This is a genomic window from Chryseobacterium formosense (assembly GCF_900116415.1).
Lineage (GTDB): Bacteria > Bacteroidota > Bacteroidia > Flavobacteriales > Weeksellaceae > Chryseobacterium > Chryseobacterium formosense.
Map to the genome: position 1 here is coordinate 788,165 of NZ_FPAP01000001.1, position 20,034 is coordinate 808,198.

The 20,034-nt window shown below is 34.2% G+C and carries 14 protein-coding genes; 7 read left to right on the forward strand and 7 right to left on the reverse strand.

What is annotated here, in order from left to right:
• Positions 1-8: 8 nt before the first annotated feature.
• The 3 genes from BM371_RS03710 to BM371_RS03720 all read right to left on the reverse strand — a co-directional run bounded on the left by BM371_RS03710 (position 9) and on the right by BM371_RS03720 (position 4,726).
• A complete protein-coding gene (locus BM371_RS03710) occupies positions 9-2,204 on the reverse strand; it encodes a B12-binding domain-containing radical SAM protein (protein ID WP_034675987.1) in 2,196 nt (731 codons plus the stop codon).
• Between the two features lie 135 nt (positions 2,205-2,339).
• Entirely contained in the window at positions 2,340-3,611 is a 1,272-nt protein-coding gene (locus BM371_RS03715) for an aminotransferase class I/II-fold pyridoxal phosphate-dependent enzyme (protein ID WP_177225344.1), read from the reverse strand.
• 77 nt (positions 3,612-3,688) lie between these two features.
• Positions 3,689-4,726: a PLP-dependent cysteine synthase family protein gene (locus tag BM371_RS03720; RefSeq protein WP_034675990.1), complete on the reverse strand. Its 1,038-nt coding sequence runs from the start codon at positions 4,724-4,726 to the stop codon at positions 3,689-3,691.
• A gap of 222 nt (positions 4,727-4,948) precedes the next feature.
• Here BM371_RS03720 and BM371_RS03725 point away from each other — a divergent pair, with 222 nt between their 5' ends.
• From BM371_RS03725 to BM371_RS03750, 6 genes are all read left to right on the forward strand, one after another.
• Positions 4,949-8,434 (forward strand): glycosyltransferase family 117 protein, encoded by a 3,486-nt coding sequence (locus BM371_RS03725; protein WP_034675991.1) that lies wholly within the window; start codon positions 4,949-4,951, stop codon positions 8,432-8,434.
• A gap of 89 nt (positions 8,435-8,523) precedes the next feature.
• On the forward strand, positions 8,524-10,014 hold the full coding sequence (locus BM371_RS03730; RefSeq protein ID WP_034675994.1) for a hypothetical protein: 1,491 nt from the start codon (positions 8,524-8,526) through the stop codon (positions 10,012-10,014).
• Between the two features lie 106 nt (positions 10,015-10,120).
• Positions 10,121-10,645 (forward strand): DUF1697 domain-containing protein, encoded by a 525-nt coding sequence (locus BM371_RS03735; RefSeq protein WP_034675997.1) that lies wholly within the window; start codon positions 10,121-10,123, stop codon positions 10,643-10,645.
• Between the two features lie 214 nt (positions 10,646-10,859).
• Positions 10,860-11,669, forward strand: a complete 810-nt coding sequence (gene kdsA, locus BM371_RS03740; protein ID WP_034676000.1) for a 3-deoxy-8-phosphooctulonate synthase — start codon at positions 10,860-10,862, stop codon at positions 11,667-11,669.
• Between the two features lie 43 nt (positions 11,670-11,712).
• Positions 11,713-13,941: a TonB-dependent receptor plug domain-containing protein gene (locus BM371_RS03745; protein ID WP_034676003.1), complete on the forward strand. Its 2,229-nt coding sequence runs from the start codon at positions 11,713-11,715 to the stop codon at positions 13,939-13,941.
• A 98-nt stretch (positions 13,942-14,039) separates the two neighbouring features.
• Positions 14,040-14,513, forward strand: a complete 474-nt coding sequence (locus tag BM371_RS03750; RefSeq protein ID WP_034676006.1) for a DUF3347 domain-containing protein — start codon at positions 14,040-14,042, stop codon at positions 14,511-14,513.
• 34 nt (positions 14,514-14,547) lie between these two features.
• On the opposite strand, the gene BM371_RS03755 is transcribed toward BM371_RS03750, so the two are convergent.
• The 4 genes from BM371_RS03755 to BM371_RS03770 form a co-directional block, all read right to left on the reverse strand.
• Entirely contained in the window at positions 14,548-15,666 is a 1,119-nt protein-coding gene (locus tag BM371_RS03755; protein ID WP_034676009.1) for an FAD-dependent monooxygenase, read from the reverse strand.
• A 76-nt stretch (positions 15,667-15,742) separates the two neighbouring features.
• Positions 15,743-16,330 (reverse strand): hypothetical protein, encoded by a 588-nt coding sequence (locus BM371_RS03760; protein ID WP_034676011.1) that lies wholly within the window; start codon positions 16,328-16,330, stop codon positions 15,743-15,745.
• A 228-nt stretch (positions 16,331-16,558) separates the two neighbouring features.
• The gene (locus tag BM371_RS03765) at positions 16,559-17,425 is read right to left on the reverse strand and encodes a sigma-70 family RNA polymerase sigma factor (RefSeq protein WP_027385416.1); all 867 of its coding nucleotides are present in this window, start codon (positions 17,423-17,425) and stop codon (positions 16,559-16,561) included.
• A 589-nt stretch (positions 17,426-18,014) separates the two neighbouring features.
• Positions 18,015-18,806 carry a S1/P1 nuclease gene (locus BM371_RS03770; RefSeq protein WP_034676013.1) on the reverse strand — a complete coding sequence of 264 codons (792 nt, stop codon included), beginning with the start codon at positions 18,804-18,806 and terminating at the stop codon, positions 18,015-18,017.
• 257 nt (positions 18,807-19,063) lie between these two features.
• On the opposite strand from BM371_RS03770, the gene BM371_RS03775 reads away from it, so the two are divergent.
• Positions 19,064-20,005, forward strand: coding sequence for a type VI secretion system baseplate subunit TssG (locus BM371_RS03775; protein ID WP_034676015.1), 942 nt, complete (start codon positions 19,064-19,066; stop codon positions 20,003-20,005).
• The last annotated feature ends 29 nt before the right edge of the window (positions 20,006-20,034 follow it).

Genomic DNA, 20,034 nt, shown 5'->3' on the forward strand with positions numbered 1-20,034 from the left:
AAATAAATTTACAAACTCAAAATAATTCCGTTCTCCTTTAGTTGTTGTATTGGTTTTGAAAACCAGAATAATTCAAAATCATCAAAATATTCTTCAAAGCTATTCTTAAGTTGCTGAAGCGTAATACGTTTTGGATTTTCAAAAGTATTTTCAGAGATAATTTTTATCAACCAATCTGCTTTTTCCTGCTCTAATTCAATTTTAGCAATATTCGTTTTTAAATGGAACGTAATTCTCGTGTACGCCCAAGAGTTAAGTTTTTTTGTTTTTATGTAATTCTCAGCGATTACGTTTTTAGCTAAAAAAACAATTTTAGAATTTGCTTTAAAACTAAATTGATCTTCATTCAGAAGACTGTCGTGAATATAATCCGGGTGAATTGTAGTTTTTGGAATTTTAAAATCAAACCAATCTTGTAGTGGAATTTCAAAATTAATTCCATGCATATAATTGAAAAGCGATTTTTTTAAACCAAAACTAAATTTTCCGTGATCGATTCCGGTTTTATCTCTGAAGTCAATATCATTGTTGGCAAACTTTATTTCCTGTTTTAGCGGGATTACTCCGAACTCTTCAGGATTTTGTCCAACCGGAGAATGTGCGGTCATTGCAAACTGGTGCCAAAAACCACTTTGCAAAATTCCCATTTCGAAAAGCTGACGAACCATTTCCAAAGAATCCACCGTTTCCTGAACAGTCTGAGTCGGGTAGCCATACATTAGATAGGCATGAACCATAATTCCTGCTTCGGTAAAATTTCTTGTCACTCTCGCAACCTGATCTACCGAAACTCCTTTGTCAATTAATTTTAACAACCGATCACTCGCAACTTCCAATCCACCAGAAACGGCAACACAGCCGGAAAGTTTTAGTAAAAAACATAAATCCTGAGTGAAGCTTTTTTCAAAACGAATATTCGTCCACCAGGTTACGACCAGATTTCTTCGTAAAATTTCTAAAGCAACTTCACGCATCAAGGCAGGGGGAGCCGCTTCATCTACAAAATGAAATCCTGTTTCGCCGGTTGTTTTTATGAGTTCTTCCATTCTGTCAACCAAAATCTTGGCAGAAATGGGTTCGTATATTTTGATATAATCTAAAGAAATATCGCAGAAAGTACATTTTCCCCAATAGCAACCATGCGCCATGGTAAGTTTATTCCATCTTCCGTCGCTCCACAAACTGTGCATCGGATTGGCAATTTCTATAACGGAAATGTATTTATCTAATTGTAAATCAGTATAATCGGGAGTTCCAATGTCCGATTGTTTATAATCATGTCTTGTAGAATTATTTTTATAAACAACTTCCTGATTTTCAATAAGAAATGTTCTTTTAAACTTAGATTCTTGGCTTGGCCCAGAAAAACAAACATTTTCATACACCAATTCAATCGGAAGTTCACCGTCGTCAAGAGTAATAAAATCAAAAAACTCGAAAACCCTTTGGTCTTTAATTTCTCTTAATTCAGTATTTGGGAAACCGCCACCCATTGCCGTCTTGATGTACGGATAATTTTCCTTAATAAATTTTGCTGAACGAAAAGCAGAATATAAATTTCCCGGAAACGGAATCGAAAAGCATACTAATTTTGGCTGAACCAATTCTAATTTTTCATGAAGAATCTTTAAAGTAAAATCATCAATAAAAGTATGCTCACTTTGTAATTTATGATACAATTCATCAAAAGTATTGGCACTTTTCCCCAATCTTTCGGCATATCTGCTGAATCCGAAATCGGAATCTACGTTTTCAACAATATAATCAGATAAATCTTCTAAATATAAGGTAGCCAGATGTTTAGCTTTATCCTGAAGTCCCATATTTCCGAAGGCAAATTCCATATCATCAAGCTGATTAAATCGGGAGGCTTCGGGAAGAAAATTCATCGAACAAATCTGTCTTGCCAAGGTAGGATTTTTGTTCTGAAGAAATGAAATTACCTGATCGATGGTTTTTAAGTATTCTTCTCTTAAAGCAAAAATTCGTTGTGAATTTTCTGAAACATTTTGTACATCAATTTCTTTATCAAAAATTCTCTGAATACCTTTTTTGGAAAATAATTCCAAAATAACATCAATCCCTAAATCTATCTGATAGCTTGAAATATTTTTGGTGTTCAGAAAACCTTTGATATAAGCTGTCGCCGGATAAGGAGTGTTGAGCTGCGTAAAAGGCGGAGTGATCAGAAGAATGTCTTTCAAAAGAAAATTTTTACAAATTTATTTTAATATGTGATGAATCTGCTTTCAGTTTTAATAAATTTTTGCCACGAATTCACAAATATAAGATTCGTGGATTCGTGGCAAATATAATTATCAAGAAATTTTGATCAGTCTTTAAATTTCTTTGAAACTTAGACCTTGTTCTGATAACAATTGCTTTTCCTGATCTTTGTAATATCCGCTAACCAGTTTATCGTGAATTGCTTCGAAGGCAGCCAATGTTTCATTGATTTCTGAATCTGTATGTGAAGCTGTAGGAATTAGTCTAAGTAAAATCATTCCTTTAGGTATTACAGGGTAAACCACTACAGAGGTGAAGATTCCGTAATTTTCTCTAAGATCTTTTACCAGTAAAGTCGCTTCCACCGGAGTTCCCTGCATCATTACCGGAGTTACACAAGTATTGGTATCACCGATGTTGAAACCTCTTTCTTTAAGTCCGTTTTGTAATTTATTGGTATTTTCCCAAAGTTTAGCTTTGATTTCTGGTCTTGTTCTTAGCAATTCTAATCTTTTTAAACCTCCGATTACCATTGGCATTGTTAAAGATTTAGCAAAAATCTGAGATCTTAAGTTGAATTTCAAATATCTTATGATTTCTTTATCTCCTGCAATGAAAGCCCCAAAGCCAGCCATTGATTTTGCAAAAGTTGAGAAATAAACATCAATCTGATCCTGACATCCTTGCTCTTCTCCGGCTCCGGCTCCTGTTTTACCGAGTGTTCCGAACCCATGAGCGTCGTCAACTAAAAGTCTGAATTGATATTTTGATTTAAGGTCACAGATTTCTTTTAGTTTACCTTGTTGACCTCTCATTCCGAAAACTCCTTCAGTAATAACCAAAATACCACCACCTGTTTCTTCAGCTACTTTTGTTGCTCTCTGAAGATTTTTTTCAAGACTTTCGATATCATTATGTCTGTAAGTAAATCTTTTACCAGCATGAAGCCTTACACCGTCTACAATACAAGCGTGAGAATCTACATCGTAAACAATGACATCATTTCTGCTTACCAAAGCATCGATGGTAGAAACCATCCCCTGATAACCAAAGTTTAATAAATATGCGGATTCTTTTTGCACGAATTCTGCCAGTTCTTTCTCCAACTGCAAATGCTGATGCGTTTCACCGGACATTGCTCTTGCACCCATGGGATAAAACATTCCGTATTCTGCTGCAGCTTTAGCATCTGCTTCCAAAACTTCAGGATGATTACACATTCCCAGGTAATCATTGGCACTCCAGAAAATCACTTCTCTTCCCTGAAACTGCATTCTCGGACCGATAGGACCTTCTAATTTCGGGAAAATAAAATACCCTTCACCATAATCTGCAAACTGTCCCAGAGGCCCTGGATTTTCTTTTATTCTTTCAAAAATATCCAACATTATATTCGTAATTTTTAAGTAAAAAAGCCTTTTGTGAATGACAAAAAAGGCTTGCTTTGTATTTTTTTAAATCGTTATTTGATGATTTCTGTTTTGAAAACTTCATCATAATTGTGGAAACAATTATTAACGAAACCTTGTTCAGCCATCCATTTATCACTATAAACTTTAGTGATGTATCTTGAGCCATGATCAGGATAGATCAAAACAACAAGATCATTTTCGTTAAACTGATGCGAATTGGCGTATTGCATCAATCCCTGAGTAACCGCACCAGTTGTGTAACCACCCATAATCGCTTCTTTCAATGCAATTTCTCTGGTTCTGTAAGCAGACATTTCGTCATTTACTCTTACAAATTCATCGATTTTATCAAACAAAAGGGCAGAAGGAATTAAATTTTTTCCCATTCCTTCGATTTGATAAGGATGTACATCTTCTTTATGAATTTCTCCTGTTTCATGATAGCTTTTCAGAATGGATCCGTCTGCATCGACCCCAATGATTTTAATATCAGGGTTTTTCTCTTTCAAAAATTTTGCAGAACCGGATAGAGTTCCACCAGTTCCTGTACAAGCAAAAAGGTGAGTTATTTTACCTTGTGTCTGTTCCCAGATTTCAGGACCTGTCGTCTGATAATGTGCATCAATATTCAATTCGTTGAAGTATTGATTGATATATACAGAATTAGGTGTTTCAGCAGCAATTCTCTTTGCTACCTCATAATATGATCTTGGGTCATTCGCAGGTACATTCGCAGGACATACATAGACTGTAGCACCAAGAGCTTTCAGATAAGCAATTTTCTCAGGTTTTGTTTTGTCGCTCACTGCCAAAATACATTTATATCCTTTAATGATACAAACCATAGCCAGTGAAAAACCTGTATTTCCGGAAGTGGTCTCTACAACTACAGAATCTTCCTTTAATAAACCTTTTTTCTCAGCGTTTTCTATAATATGAAGTGCGATTCTATCTTTAGTGGAATGTCCAGGATTATATGATTCTAACTTGGCATAAATGGTTGCAGGAATTTCTTTTGTTACGGTATTAAGTTTTACCAAAGGAGTGCTCCCAATCAAGCCAAGAATATTATCGTAAACATTACTCATTATTTGTTATTTTTCAATAAAAATCTGTCCGCAAAAATACAAAAAAATAAATAATTTTTGAACTTTTAGTCAATTATAAGTTGGCTAATTATATAAATACGTGATTTATTTTTACTTTCAGCCAACGGAAGCCGACAAAAAGCACGCCAAATTTTTTAAATTTTGTTAAAAACAATATAAACTAATCTAAAAACCTTATTTTCGCATAATTGATTTTATTATATGAAAAACTGGACTTTTAGGCAATGGAACACCGTTCTCGGATGGGTGACTTTCGTCATTGCATTTTTCACGTACTTATCGACCATAGAACCCAATTTTAGTTTTTGGGATTGCGGTGAATACATTTCTTCGGCAGTAAAATTAGAAGTAACGCACGCTCCGGGAGCCGCTTTATTTCAGATCGTGGGAGCAGTAGCTGCCATTTTTGCTTTTGGGAAGGGTGAAAATTATTCAATCGTTATCAATGCAATGTCTGCATTATTCAGCGCATTTACTATTTTGTTTCTGTTCTGGACGATTACTCATTTTGTGAGAAGACTTCTGAACAAAGATTTTGAAGAAATCACAAAACATCAGGAGATTTCCATTCTTTTTGCGGGACTTATCGGCTCTTTATGTTTTACCTTTTCAGATACATTCTGGTTTTCTGCGGTAGAAGGTGAAGTTTACTCGATGGCGTCGATGTTTATTGCGCTTTTAGTTTGGTTAATCACTAAATGGGAAAACGAATATCTTGAGAAAGACAGCGAAAGATGGATTATTTTGATCTTCTTTATTCTTGGACTTTCTGTCGGGGTTCACATGATGTGTATGTTGGCAATACCTGCTGTTTGTTTAGTATATTATGCAAGAAATTATACCTTTACTTGGAAAAATTTCCTCTGGGCAAACCTCATTACTTTAGGTATTTTAATTATTGTATTTAAAATTATTTTCCCGGTAATCATGTCATTATTCGGAAAATTAGAAATATTCTTCGTGAATGGTTTAGGTCTTCCTTTCCACTCAGGAACGATTGCAGGATTCATTATTATGGTTGCTCTTTGCTATTTCATTATAAAATATGCAAGACAGGCAAAAAGAAATATTTATCAGACTGTAGCTTTATCGGTTGTTTATATGATAATCGGTTTTTCTTGCTGGATGGTTATTCCGATCAGGGCAAATGCAAACCCGCCGATGAACCTTAACGATCCGGATACTGCCATCGGAATGCTTGATTATTACAACAGGGAACAATATGGTGACTGGCCGACAATTTACGGACAAAACTATACAGCATTTCTTGATGCAAACGGAATTCAGAAAAATGAAGACGGAAGCTTTAAAACAACAAAAACAGGAGAAGTTTACGAAAAAGACGAAAAAACAGGAACGTACAGAAAAACAAGTGAGCGTTTTAATTATGTTTTCGATAAATCTCATGTGAGCTTAATGCCGAGAATGTTCAACGATGATAAAGATGTAATGGCAAATTACATTTCTATGTACGGAGCACCGGATTTTCAACTTAATTATGCCAATGAAGATGTTGCAGACAGCCCTGAAGCTAAGCAGATTTTTGATGAATTAAGAACTAAATACGAAGACGGGTCGATCACAGCTGCAGATTATCTTCAGGTGAGACCTTATAATCTGATTACTGTACAAAAGCCTTCTTTTATGCAGAATATGGATTATTTTATCTCTTTCCAAAATGGATATTATTTCTTAAGATATTTGATGTGGAACTTTGTAGGAAGACAAAACGACCTTGAAGGGCACAGTGAAAATACACAAGGAAACTGGATTTCCGGAATTGCACCTATCGATAACGCACTTTGGGGAAATCAGGATGCAATGCCAGCGAAATTTAAAAATGAAAGTACCGTTGCATTCTTCTTTTTACCTTTGATTTTGGGAGTTTTGGGATGTTATTTCCAATTTAGCCGAGATTTCGGAAGATTTTATGCAATTCTTTCATTATTTATTTTAACAAGTGTCGGAATTGTTTTCTACACCGGGGTAAAACCATTTGAACCAAGAGAAAGAGACTACGCAATGGTCGGCTCATTCTATGCCTTTGCGATATGGATTGGTATGGGAGCGGCAGCAATTCTTTGGTTTTTGCAGTCTAAAGTAAAATCAAACGGAGCAAATATTGCATTCGGAGCCATTTTGTTGGGAGTTCCTTTGATGATGGGCTTCCAGAACTATAATGTTCATGACAGAAGCAACAGATATACTGCTTATGATTATTCTTATTCAGTATTAAAATCATTACCGAAAGAAGATATTTTATTTGTTTATGGTGATAACGATACGTATCCAGTTTGGGCAATGCAGGAAACTGAAAGATTCCGTGATGACGTGAAAGTGGTTAACTTCACATTGCTTTCAACCCCTTGGAATATCGATCAGGTAAAAAGAAAAACATACAATGCAAATGCAATTCCTAGTCAGCTTAGTCACGAAGATTATAGAGATGGTGTGAATGACCAGATCTATCTGATGAAAAATAACGACTGGAAAAACATTATAGCAAACCTTCAGGAGGCCGGAGCTCCGGAATCGATGATGGCGCCGTTCCAGAAATATCTTACTCAGGATTCGATGACTTTAAAAGAAGCGATGGATTTTATTAAAATTAAATCTCCTGAAAAAGATGAAGTTTTAAAAATGATCTTCGGTGAAGAACGTTACGAAAAATACAACTTCTTACCTGTAAATAAATTTGTAATTCCTGTAAACAAGGCAAATGCTGTAAAAGCTGGAATCATAAGTGCTGCAGATCTTCCGAATACTGTTGATCAGATTGTGGTAGACTATAAAGCAGGGACTTTATATAAGAACAATCTGATGATGTTTGATATTCTGGCAAACTTCGACTGGAAAAGACCAATCAACTTCTCATCAGGCGGTGTTTATGATAAAGAAAATATTTTCTACCTGGAAGAATATCTTCAGTTTGACGGATTCAGTTACAGATTGGTTCCGATTCGTACGCCAAGAAGTGCAGATGGAGAAATGGGAAGAGTAGATGCAAATTCTTTATACAACGTGGTGAAAAATTTCAAATGGGGTAATTTTAAAGATTTAAATGTACATTTCGATGAAACTGCTACTTCAAATATCATGAGCTACAGAAGTTCAGCAAGCAGAGCAGCAGCAGCTTTAGCATTATCAGGACAAAAAGCAAAAGCGATTGAGCTTCTTGATCTTGCTTCAAGAGAAATTCCTGCCGAAAAATACAATGATCCTCGTTCATTGAGCTCTATGGTTTACGGATATATTATTGCAGGGCAGGAACAAAAAGCATTGAAACTTGCAGAAGTTCTTAAAAAAGGTATTTTCGAAGAATATGATTATTATCTTTCATTAAGCAAATCTGAGCAACGATTTGCAGGAAGCCAGATGAGATCGAAACCGATGGAATATTCGCTTGTTGTAAGTTCGGTTACGGATGCTTACAAAAAGCTTGGACAAGACAACAAAGCTTACGCTTACCTTGTGAAGTCTATTGAGCCAATCGATAAAAAGTTCAATGTATTCATCAAAGATCTTCAGCAATTAGGCAAAGAAAAAGCGATGAAAGAATCTGAAAATGTTCAGAAGATTACTCCTTTCTACCAATATTTATTTGATGTGATGGAACCTTTTGATTCTACTTACTCAAAAGAAAAAGAAGATCAGATCACAACGGCAATTATCAAAGCAACACAATAAAATCAATACTAAAACGGAACTTCGGTTCCGTTTTTTTATGTTGATATTCCTGAAATTTAGGATTATATTTGTCAACTAAAAAACGCACAATGGCTGAAGCTCAACACAGGAATCTCCCAATCTACGCTGTATTCTTTGCAATTATTGCAAAACTTTATTTTTTATTGACGCATCACATTCAGGAAGACGCTTTTATTACCTGGAGAGTTGCCCAGAATTTAATGGATTACGGAGTGATCGGTTTCAACGGAGATACCAAAATTTCAGCTTCTACAACACATTTGTACGTATTTGTTTCTTATATTTTCAATCTGATTTTTGGCAAAGAAAATTTTATAGAGCCGCTGCTTATTTTTAATACAACGCTGTTTACAATTGGTAGCCTACTTCTGTCTCATGTTTTGTTTAAAAACAATTGGCACAAAGCAATTTTCATTTTATTATTCGGACTTTTACCGCCATCCATCAAGATTTCAATTCTCGGAATGGAATATGGAATTCTGTTCTTTCTTGAAATGACATTATTATACTACGGTTTTAAAAAAGAGAAAAAATGGGCTTTTCTTTTGCTTCCGGCTTTCATTTTATTTACCAGAATCGATACGATGATCTTTCTAGGGATTATATTTTTAGTAGATATTTTCTGGAACAGGAAAATCAGATGGAGCTACATTTTGGGTGGGATTTTAGGCGTTGCGATCTGTGTTTCATTCAATTGGTTTTATTTTGGCGAATGGGTAAATAATACGATTGTTGCTAAAAAACTGGCTTATGACCAGACTTTCACAATGCAGCAGAATTTTGAATATTTTAAATTAAACTATGGGAACTTCTGGGGAATGCTGAAGCTGTCCGGAAATTTCAATCCAATCACAATTGTTATTTTACTTTTTGAACTGCTTTGTTTTATTTATTTAATCAGACAGAGAGAAAAAAGAAACTATTTTTTATGGATTATTTTTCTTTTCGCATGGTCGAAACAGGTCATTTTTATTTCACAAAAAAGCCTTTTCGATTGGTATTATTGGGTTCCGCAGATTTTACTTTTCGTTCCGGTTTTGATCTTTGTTTTAGAACAGAAAGTAAAAAGAAATCTTTGGCTGACTTTATTGATTTTAATTTATATTTTACCAATGTTAGCGTTCCAGACAATACATTCTATCGCAACAGGAAACGGAGAATGGAATTACAGAAGATCAATCGGAATATTTTTAAATCTTTATGAAAAAGATAAAAAACAGTGGGTTTTGCTTGAGCCTGCTGGTTATGTTCCGTATTTCTCAGGATTAAAAACAATTGATGAAGTAGGTCTCGTTGATAAGCAAATTCAGGAAGAAATTAAAAAAGACAAACCCAACTACTGGATAAATACCGTTAAAAACCGAAAACCAAAATATTTACTTTCCTATAGAAATCTTTTCGAAGGTTCTGATGCCGAATATTATAAAACACATTACAGACTCCTGAATGAATTCAGAATTAAAGATCATCTGAAAAGCGAATATCCGGTTTTAGAAAAAATTTATAAACTGAAACCTTCAGGAACAGACTATAATTTGTACGAAAAAATAAAGAAATAATTGGCTGGAAGATGGATGTCGGATGCTGGAAGTTTACAGCTTGATGTATATTTTCTTTCTAAAATTCTAATTCTAAAACACTCTACCTAAATCTCAACCTAACCTCATGAAATACTGTGCTTTTCTCCGCGGCGTCAATGTAAAAGGAACCAACATGAAAATGGCAGATGTCTGTCAGGTTTTTAAGGATGCCGGAATGGAAAATGTAAGTTCTGTTTTAGCTTCCGGAAATATTGTTTTCGGTTCTGACAAAAATGCAGAAGAATTGAAAGTTATTCTTGAAAAGGCAATGTCTGAATATTTTAATTACGAAGCATTTCTTTTTGTAAAAAATTCAGAGCAAACAGAATTATTCTGGACTCAAAATCCTTTTGAAAAAAATGTTGATTTTCATATCTACGCTTTTGTAGGAAACGAGTGTGTGGAAGATATTCTGATGAAAGAATTTGAAAACGCAACGAAAACAGAAAACGAAAAAGCAGAGATCGTCAGCAATATATTTTATTGGCAGGTTCCGAAAGGTAGTACATTAGATTCAAACTTTGGAAAGGTTTTAGGCAAAAAAAGTCTGAAAGATCAGTTTACCAGCAGAAATATCAATACTTTTGAGAAGATTTTTAAAAAGTTTTAATTAAATTCTGTCACCAATTGACAGATTACCTTCAATTTAGTATAAAAAGTTAAAAAAATCTGCGCAATCTGTTTAATTTGCGACAAACCGACAAAGAATTTTTACAAAATAAATTCAATCCAAAAGATCAAAACTATTATAACCATTGTCTGTTAAAGATTTCGGATTTCCGAACTTTCTCAGTATTTTTACTCAACTTTTAATTAAAATAAAAATGATCCAACATTTAGACAACATACACCACAAAGATTCAAAAAATTTTTTCCTGATTGCCGGTCCTTGCATTATTGAAGGCGAAGATATGGCATTGAGAATTGCTGAAAAAGTAATTGAACTAACGAATAAATTCAATATTCCTTATATATTTAAAGGAAGTTTTAAAAAAGCAAATAGAAGCAGAGTAGATTCTTTTACGACAATCGGCGAAGAGAAATCTCTGGAAATCCTTAAAAAAGTAGGGGAGACTTTTAATATTCCTACGACTACAGATATTCATGAAAATGAGCACGCTGCTTTGGCTGCACAATATGTGGATGTTCTTCAGATTCCTGCTTTTTTGGTTCGTCAGACAGATCTTTTGGTCGCTGCAGCTGAAACAGGAAAATGTGTCACCTTGAAAAAAGGGCAATTCCTTTCTCCGGAATCGATGAAATTTGCTGTTCAGAAAATAACAGATTCAAACAATGAAAAAGTAGCGATTATCGAAAGAGGAAATTCTTTCGGATATACAGATCTGATTGTAGATTACAGAGGAATTCCTACAATGAGAAACTACGCTCCGGTAATTTTGGATGTAACGCATTCTCTGCAACAGCCCAACCAAAGCTCAGGAGTTACGGGAGGAAGACCGGATCTTATCGAAACCGTTGCCAAAGCAGGAATTGCAGTCGGAGCAGACGGAATTTTCATCGAAACGCACCCAACTCCTGAAACGGCACTTTCTGACGGAGCCAATATGTTAAGATTAGATTTATTGGAAGATTTATTACAAAAACTCACAAGAGTTAGAGAATCTATACTATAATTGTTAAAAAATACTTAATTTTAGAAATTCTAAATAATTCCTTTTGAAAAAACTAGTTTTACCACTAAGCCTTATAGTACCGGTTTTAGTATTCTCTCAATCAAGAAAAAGAGATACCACAACGACAAGGGTTACCAATATTGAGGAAGTTGTTTTCCAGAAAAAAGTCACCGGGAGAACAAACGACGTTACCGCAGTAAGAATTTCAGCTAAAGATGCTCAGAATGTTTCGAGTATTTCGGGCGGTGTGGAAGGTTTGCTTAAAACGCTTCCGTCTGTCAACTCCAATACCGAGCTTTCTTCACAATATATGGTACGTGGTGGAAACTATGACGAAAACCTTATCTACATTAATGATATTGAAATTTACAGGCCTTTCCTGATCAGAAATTCTCAACAGGAAGGTTTAAGTATCATCAATCCGGATATGGTTTCTACAGTCAACTTTTCTGCGGGAGGCTTTGAACCAAGATATGGTGATAAAATGTCTTCAGCTTTGAATATTTATTATCGTGAACCTAAAAAGTTTGAACTTTCCGGAGAAGCTAGTTTAATCGGAGGAAGATTGACAACAGGTTTTGCAACAGGAAAAGAAGATGAAAACGGAAATAAAAAATTTACCGCTTTATTTTCAGGAAGATACAGAAATACCAATCTGGTTCTGAATACTTTAAATGAAGATACCGATTTTAATCCGGTTTATTATGATTTTCAGTCATATCTGAATTATCATGTAAACAGCAAACTTTCATTATCATTCATCGGATATTACTCTAAGAATGATTACGAAATGTTTCCTAAAGAAAGAAGTGTTGATTTCGGGACGATAAATCAGCCGATCAATCTTTCTGTTTTTTATAATGGTAAAGAAAATGACCAGTATAAAAATATGATGGGTACGGTTTCTGCAAATTATAAAGCTTCCGATAAATGGAGGTTTACATTGGATAGTTTTGCGTATCAGAATCGTGAAAGAGAATATTATTCTATTGCTTCGAGCTATATTTTGCAGACTTTCGATCCGATTACAGGAAACCCGATTACTTCTTATGACGTGGGCGGACAAATCGAACATGCAAGAAACGATTTATTTGTAAGAACTTATGGTGCACAGTTCAGAACACGTTTTTCACCTAATGTAAATACCGATATCGAATTAGGTTTTAAATATGAAAAAGAAAATCTTCAGGATTTAACAAACGAATGGAAGCTTGTAGATTCTTCTGGTTACAGCACACCAAGACCAATTGATGATCCGAGATTTCCTGATGCATCAGATTTAGATTTATTCTACAGTATTGCCGGAAACAATCACATTGAGCCAACGAGATTATCGGCTTATGCACAATATTCTCAGAAGTTTTTCTGGGGCGCAAGTAAAGTTTTGGTAAATGGTGGTGCAAGAATTGCCCATTGGAGTTTTAATAATGAAACGATTTTCTCACCAAGAGCCCAGTTTGCGATCAAACCTGATTGGGATTCCGAAATGTGGTTCAGGTTATCTGGAGGAATTTATTATCAGGCGCCTTTCTACAAAGAAATAAAGGATCTGAATGGTAATTTTAATCCGAACATTAAATCTCAAAGATCAATACAGGCAATTTTAGCTAATGAATATGAATTTGAGTTTGAAGACAGACCATTTAAATTAACGACGGAATTATATTACAAAAAAATGGATAACCTGATTCCGTATTATATGGATAATGTAAGAATCCGTTATTCAGGAAAAAATAATGCTACCGGTTATGCTTACGGTATTGATACAAGATTATTCGGAGAGTTTGTTCCGGGGGTAGATTCTTGGCTTTCTGCAAGTTATGCGAGAGTTTATGAAAATATTGATGACAGGGGAAATATTCCGAGACCTACAGATCAAAGATTCAGATTTGCAATGTTCTACCAGGATTATATGCCGAGATTCCCGCAAATGCGTGTAAATCTTACGTTAACTTATGCAATGGGATTGCCAAACGGAGCTCCGGTTTTCACAGATCCTTATCAGTATCAGAAAACTTTGCCTTCATACAAAAGGGTAGATTTAGGACTTTCTTATGCATTTGTAGATGCAAAAGAGAAAAAGCAAACGTACGGTTTTCTTAGTAATTTTGAAGAGCTGACTTTAGGAGTTCAGGTTTTCAATGCATTTAATATCAACAATACGGTGGCCAATCAATGGATTACCGATGCCAATACAAGTTTGATGTATCCTGTTCCGGTGCGTTTGACGGGAAGATTCTTTAATGTAAAATTAGAATTTAAAATAAAATAATATTTAATGCCACGAATGCACGAATGATTTTGAGATGGAGTAATCAAACATTTGTGCATTCGTGGCATTTTTAAAAATAATAATTTGCTAAATTAAAAATGAAAAAACATATTATTACTTTTTTGTTTTCAATATTTACCTTTTTGTCGGTAACTGCGCAGGCTAAAACAAATCCTCAACTATCAAAACTATATCAGAATTATATTGCTATAAAATCTGCCTTAGCGTCTGATGATTTTAAGAAAACGTCAATTGCAGCCGGAGAATTTATGAAAACAGCTTCTTCGATAAATTCAAAATCTTTGGATGAGAAAAAGCTGAACGCTTTAAAATCTGATGCGAAAACAATTTCTTTGGCAAAAAATATTGAAGCGCAGAGAAAACCTTTTTATAAATTATCTGAAGTCATGATTTCTATTGCTCACGAAAATAAAATTTCAGACAAAACCATTTTCGTACAGTATTGTCCGATGGCAAAAGGAAGTTGGCTGAGTAATGAAAAACAGATTATCAATCCATATTATGGAAGTTCAATGCTAAAATGTGGCTCTGTAAAATCTGAAATAGAATAAATTATAGAAAGAAACTCAATTTGAGTTTCTTTTTTTATAGCTCCAGTTTTAAAATTTTTTCAACCATTTTCTGATTGATACTTTCAGGAATCGAACGCATGAGAAAATTCCTCAGTTGATTTCCCTTTTCCCATTGCGATATTTTCCCAATTGTCCAGCTGTTTTTAACGATATAATCTACTTTTTTTCTTCTGATTTTCTGAAATTCTTCAAAAATCGAGTTAAAATTTTGATTTTTCTCCAGTAATTTCCCAATCACATAAGCATCTTCAATCGACTGACAAGCGCCTTGCCCCATATTTGGAGTCGTTGCATGAGCAGCATCACCAATCAGACAAATATTTTCTGCGTACCATTTTGGAATAGGAGTGAGGTCGACAATATCATTCAGAATAATATTTTCTTTTCTGGTTGATTCTAAAATTTCTAAAACCAACGAGTCAAAGTCTCGGAATGTTTCAGACAAATCAATTTTTTCTGCAAATTTATTTTCATTGACCAAGGCGTACCAATACACTTTTCTTTCGGAAATTTTTACAAAACCAAAACGTTTTCCTTTGCCCCAGATTTCCAAAGCATGATGACTGTATTTTTCTGGAAGATTGAAATCGGTAAAACCTCTCCAACATTTTTGTCCGGCATTTCTGATACTTCCGGCTTTTAAAATCTGATTTCTGACTTTAGAATGAATCCCGTCGGCTCCGAAAACGATTTCACATTCTGTTTCAAAACCATTTTCAAATTTCAAATGATAATTTTCTATCTTCTGAATTTGCTGTAATGAATGATTTAATTGAATATTTTCAAAACCTAAATTTTCAGCTAACATATTCTGAAGCTCAGCTCTGTGAATGGCAACATTACAGGAGTTGAATTTCTTTTCTAAAGCCAAAACATTCGTCGTAGAAATGGTTTTAAGCTTTTCATCGGCAATACATATTCCGTGAATTTTATTTCCTTTACTTTCAATTTTTTCTTTTAAACCTAATTTGTCGAAAATCTGCATTGCATTCACTGCCATCATAATTCCGGCTCCGACAGGTTTTATTTCAGACGCAGATTCATAAATAGTAAAATCTAAGTCGTGTTGCTTGAGAATATTTCCTAAAGTTAAACCGCCGATTCCGGCTCCGATGATTGAGATTTGATTCATTAATTGGTTTTTAAATGCCACGAATACACGAATATTATAATGTGAAAATTCAATATTCGAGTATTTGTGGCAAGAATTATTTCAAGTTTTTCAATTCGCTTAATAACTGATTTTGTTTATTGACAAAATTTTCAAGACTATCCGTTTTCAAAGGATGAGCATCTTGATATTTTTCAATTTCCGGTAGAGTTTTCTTGATTTTAAAAATCGTATGTTGATCTTTAATGATGCTTGTATTTTGGTTAATTTTTACAATTAAATCTTTGATTTTCTTTGTTTTCAAATCATATCTTTCAGAACTGAATTTAATTTCTTTTTCAATTTCCTTCTTCGTCATAGAATCAATAATTGATCTTGTAAGTTCATTTGCATCATTGTAGTAACTGTCAGATTTATTGATGATAGTTTCATAATCAGAAATTACAACATTTGTTTCTTTATTTATATCCTCAATTTTCTTTTCTAATTTCTGCAATTTTTTATCATTTTTAAGTAACTCAGTATAAATATCTAACACCATATTTCCTTTTCCGCGACCACTTTTTAAAGATGTTGATGATCCTACGTTATCAACTACATTATTTTCTAAAGGTTTATTTTCAGTTTTTTCTGAGCAGGAAATTATTAATAAAAATAGAGCAGAACTAAAAAGTATTTTTTTCATGTTTGTTTTTTTGTTGCATTTGTCATTTCGACGATAGGAGAAATCTCTGAAAGTTCTTTTAAATTTTAAATATTGAGATTCTTCACTTCGCTACTCTTCGTTCAGAATGACAAATGTGATGGTTAATTTATTATTTTAATTAGTTGAATGAAGATACTTTAAATTATTAAACAAAAAAAACGGAGCCTGAAAAATCAAGCTCCGTTAATAATTATTTAAAACTAAAAATTATTTACCTAAATAAGATTTCAAAATCTTACTTCTAGTATTGTGTTTCAGTCTTTTGATTGCTTTTTCTTTAATCTGACGAACTCTTTCTCTTGTAAGATCAAAAGTTTCACCGATTTCTTCCAAAGTCATTGGATGTTTTCCGTTCAATCCGAAATACAGTCTTACCAAATCAGCCTCTCTTGGCGTTAAAGTGTTCAATGCTCTTTCAATTTCGATTTGAAGAGATTCAAGCATCAAATCTTTATCCGGACTTGGAGATTCTCCTGAACGCAATACGTCGTACAAGTTAGAATCTTCACCTTCTACCAATGGTGCATCCATAGACAAATGTCTTCCGGAGTTTTTCATTGATTCTTTGATGTCTTCCTCGCTCATGTCCAAAACTTCAGCCAATTCTTCAGGAGAAGGTGGTCTTTCGTTTTCCTGCTCAAGGTGTGCGTAAGCTTTGTTGATTTTGTTGATCGAACCGATTTTGTTCAATGGCAATCTTACAATTCTCGACTGTTCTGCCAAAGCCTGTAAAATCGACTGACGAATCCACCAAACTGCGTAAGAGATAAATTTGAAACCTCTGGTTTCGTCATATCTTTTTGCAGCTTTCATTAATCCTAAATTCCCTTCGTTGATCAAATCGGGAAGAGAAAGTCCTTGGTTTTGGTATTGTTTAGAAACGGAAACTACGAAACGAAGGTTGGCTTTAATTAATTTTTCCAGAGCGGCTCTGTCGCCTGCACGGATTCTCTGTGCCAAATCTACTTCTTCGTCTGCTGTAATCAGTTCTACTTTACCAATTTCCTGCAAATACTTGTCTAGTGAAGCGGTTTCCCTGTTGGTAACCTGCTTGGTTATTTTTAATTGTCTCATTTATTCTGTTCTCAAAAATAGAGTTGCTATTATATTATACGCTCAAAATAATACAAAGGTTACACCAGTTGCAATATTTTTTATTAATTTAATTTAAAACAGAAAAAATAGTCGTAAATTATTCCCCTTTATATTGAGGATAAAGCGTTTATTGATTTTATCAAAAAAATTTAAATCTTTTATTTGAAGCTTTTTGACTCTGTCGAATTGTGTTCTATTGTTTTTTTGGAGCAATTTGATTACATCGAAAAGCAATTTAAATTTTCTATTTGAAGCTTTTTCCCGCTATTCACTGTATCTTTTTGGTAGCGGTCTCCTCTTCGTTCCGCCCGCCACCAAAAAGGATGTCGTTTTTATCGGGGCTAGGGTGTTGTTCATAAATTCAACATTCATAAATATCCACACGGTTTGTCATCCTGTAAGGATCTAAAATTGAATCTCTAATACTATGTTGAGATGCTTTCAGCATGACAAACTAAGTGAAGAATTATTACAGTTAAAACAAAAAAAAGCGAAACCAAAGTTCCGCTCTACTATTTTAAGTCAGAATTCAAAATTGACTTTTAAAATTCACCATTGACGATTCACATTAAAACAAATCATTCAGTAATTTCGCCAATCTCAAACCTCCATAAAGAAGCTGTCTTTCCATGACGTCATTAAATTTATACTGGTAATCGTAAGACAATTTCGAACCATCCGGAGTTTGTGCGTAAATTTTATTAGCAATCTGATGAGAATCGTACAACCAGTTTTCCAACGTTCCGGATTGAATTTGTTTTACTTCATCTTTCGATTTAATATCCAAAAGTTTTGCGTATTCTGTGTAGCTGTATTTTTGTGAATCAACCAATTTTCCGTCCCAAACAGAGTGTAAATTAGTCTTGTCTCCAAAATAAGTAACGTTGATTTTATTTCCGCCTAAATCTTCAGATCTTCCTGTATGCATCGGCTGTGCTAAATCTCCCATCATGTGAATCAGGAAAATCAAAGCAATTTTTCTGTCTTTTTCAGAAGTTTTTTCATCTTTAATCTGGCTCGACAATATTTTAATCTGAGAATAAAGATTGGCTCCTGCCTGAGCTTTTAAGTCTTTTTCGAATTCAGTAAAATCTGTTTTTGGATCGATGTTTACATAATGCCAAGCTGAAGCCTGCTTCCAGACACCGGTCGTATCAGATTTAATAAAATCCGGCCAGTTTGCCCAATACGCCATTCTTTCCTGCCCCAACATTTTTCTGATCTCTCTTTTAGCCTTTCCAGAAAGATGGTTTTCTGCAATCTCCGCAATCACTCGGTGCCCCGTTAATCCCCATGCATACGAATAAACCGAACTTGCAATGAATGCCAAAAGCAGAATTTTAGAATAAATACTTTTCATTTTTTAATTAATTTTCGAGTTGCAAAGATAAGCCAGCCTTACCGAAATTATGGTTGAAAATGATGATTTGTTGGTTGCTGCACTGTTAATTTTATGTAAAATCACAGACGAATTTTATTTAATAAAGATTAATGCAAAAGAAAATCAGTAAATTAGATCAGATAAAGAATTTAAGTGTAAAAAATTAATATAAATTCTTTTTCAATAATAGGAGATATTTTATCTTTACGATACCAATTAAGATCACACAAATAAATATGTACGACAACAGCACGATAGAAATGAATTACAACAAGCTGCAGACAGACTTTAAAGCTGAAGCAGTTGCCGTAAATCTTTTGAAATATCACCGATCTGTAAGCAATATTTTTATTGAAAGAATAGGCATCAACGACAGAGCTTATCTGAAGGATATTAAAAGTATTTCAAGCCATTATCTAGGATTTGACGAAGAAGTTCTCAATATCAGAACTTACCGTGAAGGAATTTATGATTATCTTCCGGAAGGACTTTTTCATCCGCCTTCTCTCAATACTTCAAGAAAAAATGTTGAAAGTGTTGTAAAAGAGATCCGCAAACAAAAAAGAGTGGAAGATGATGCAAGAAAGTTCTTCAGACCTTTCGAGCTTGAAATTTTCTTTACCGAAATCAGCGCTTTGCTGAAAGAATTTGATTTCGATTTGGCAAGCGAAACAGATTCTCTTCTCCACATCTTCAGTGATCTCTGGCCGATCATTAAAATGCTCGATAAACAGAATGCTTATATTTTCCTTCATATTTTGCCATTTTTCCACAACATCAGAGGCGATAAAAAGTGGTTTGAACGTTGCATGACCGCTTTTCTGAAAGTTCCTGTAGAAATTACTTTTACACCAAATGAAATCGACAGAATGAAAGAAGACGATTCTTCTATTCTTTTGGGAAATTCAAGACTGGGAGTTACCTACATAGCAAGCGGAAAACACATGGACGGCGAAAGAAACTGGATCGTAAATATCGGCCCGATTCCTTATGATGAGATGAAAAATTATATTCCGGGCAATCCTTTCAGGAAAGTTTTGCAAGCTTTGTACGATTATTGCCTTCCTGTTTCTGTAGATATTGAAGAAAATTTTATCACAGAGAAAAAAGAGTATTCTTTTGTGCTGGAAGACGATCAAAGAAATGCAAACAGGCTCGGTTATTCTACGTTTCTGTAAAATTTTTTAAGTATATTTACAATTCATCA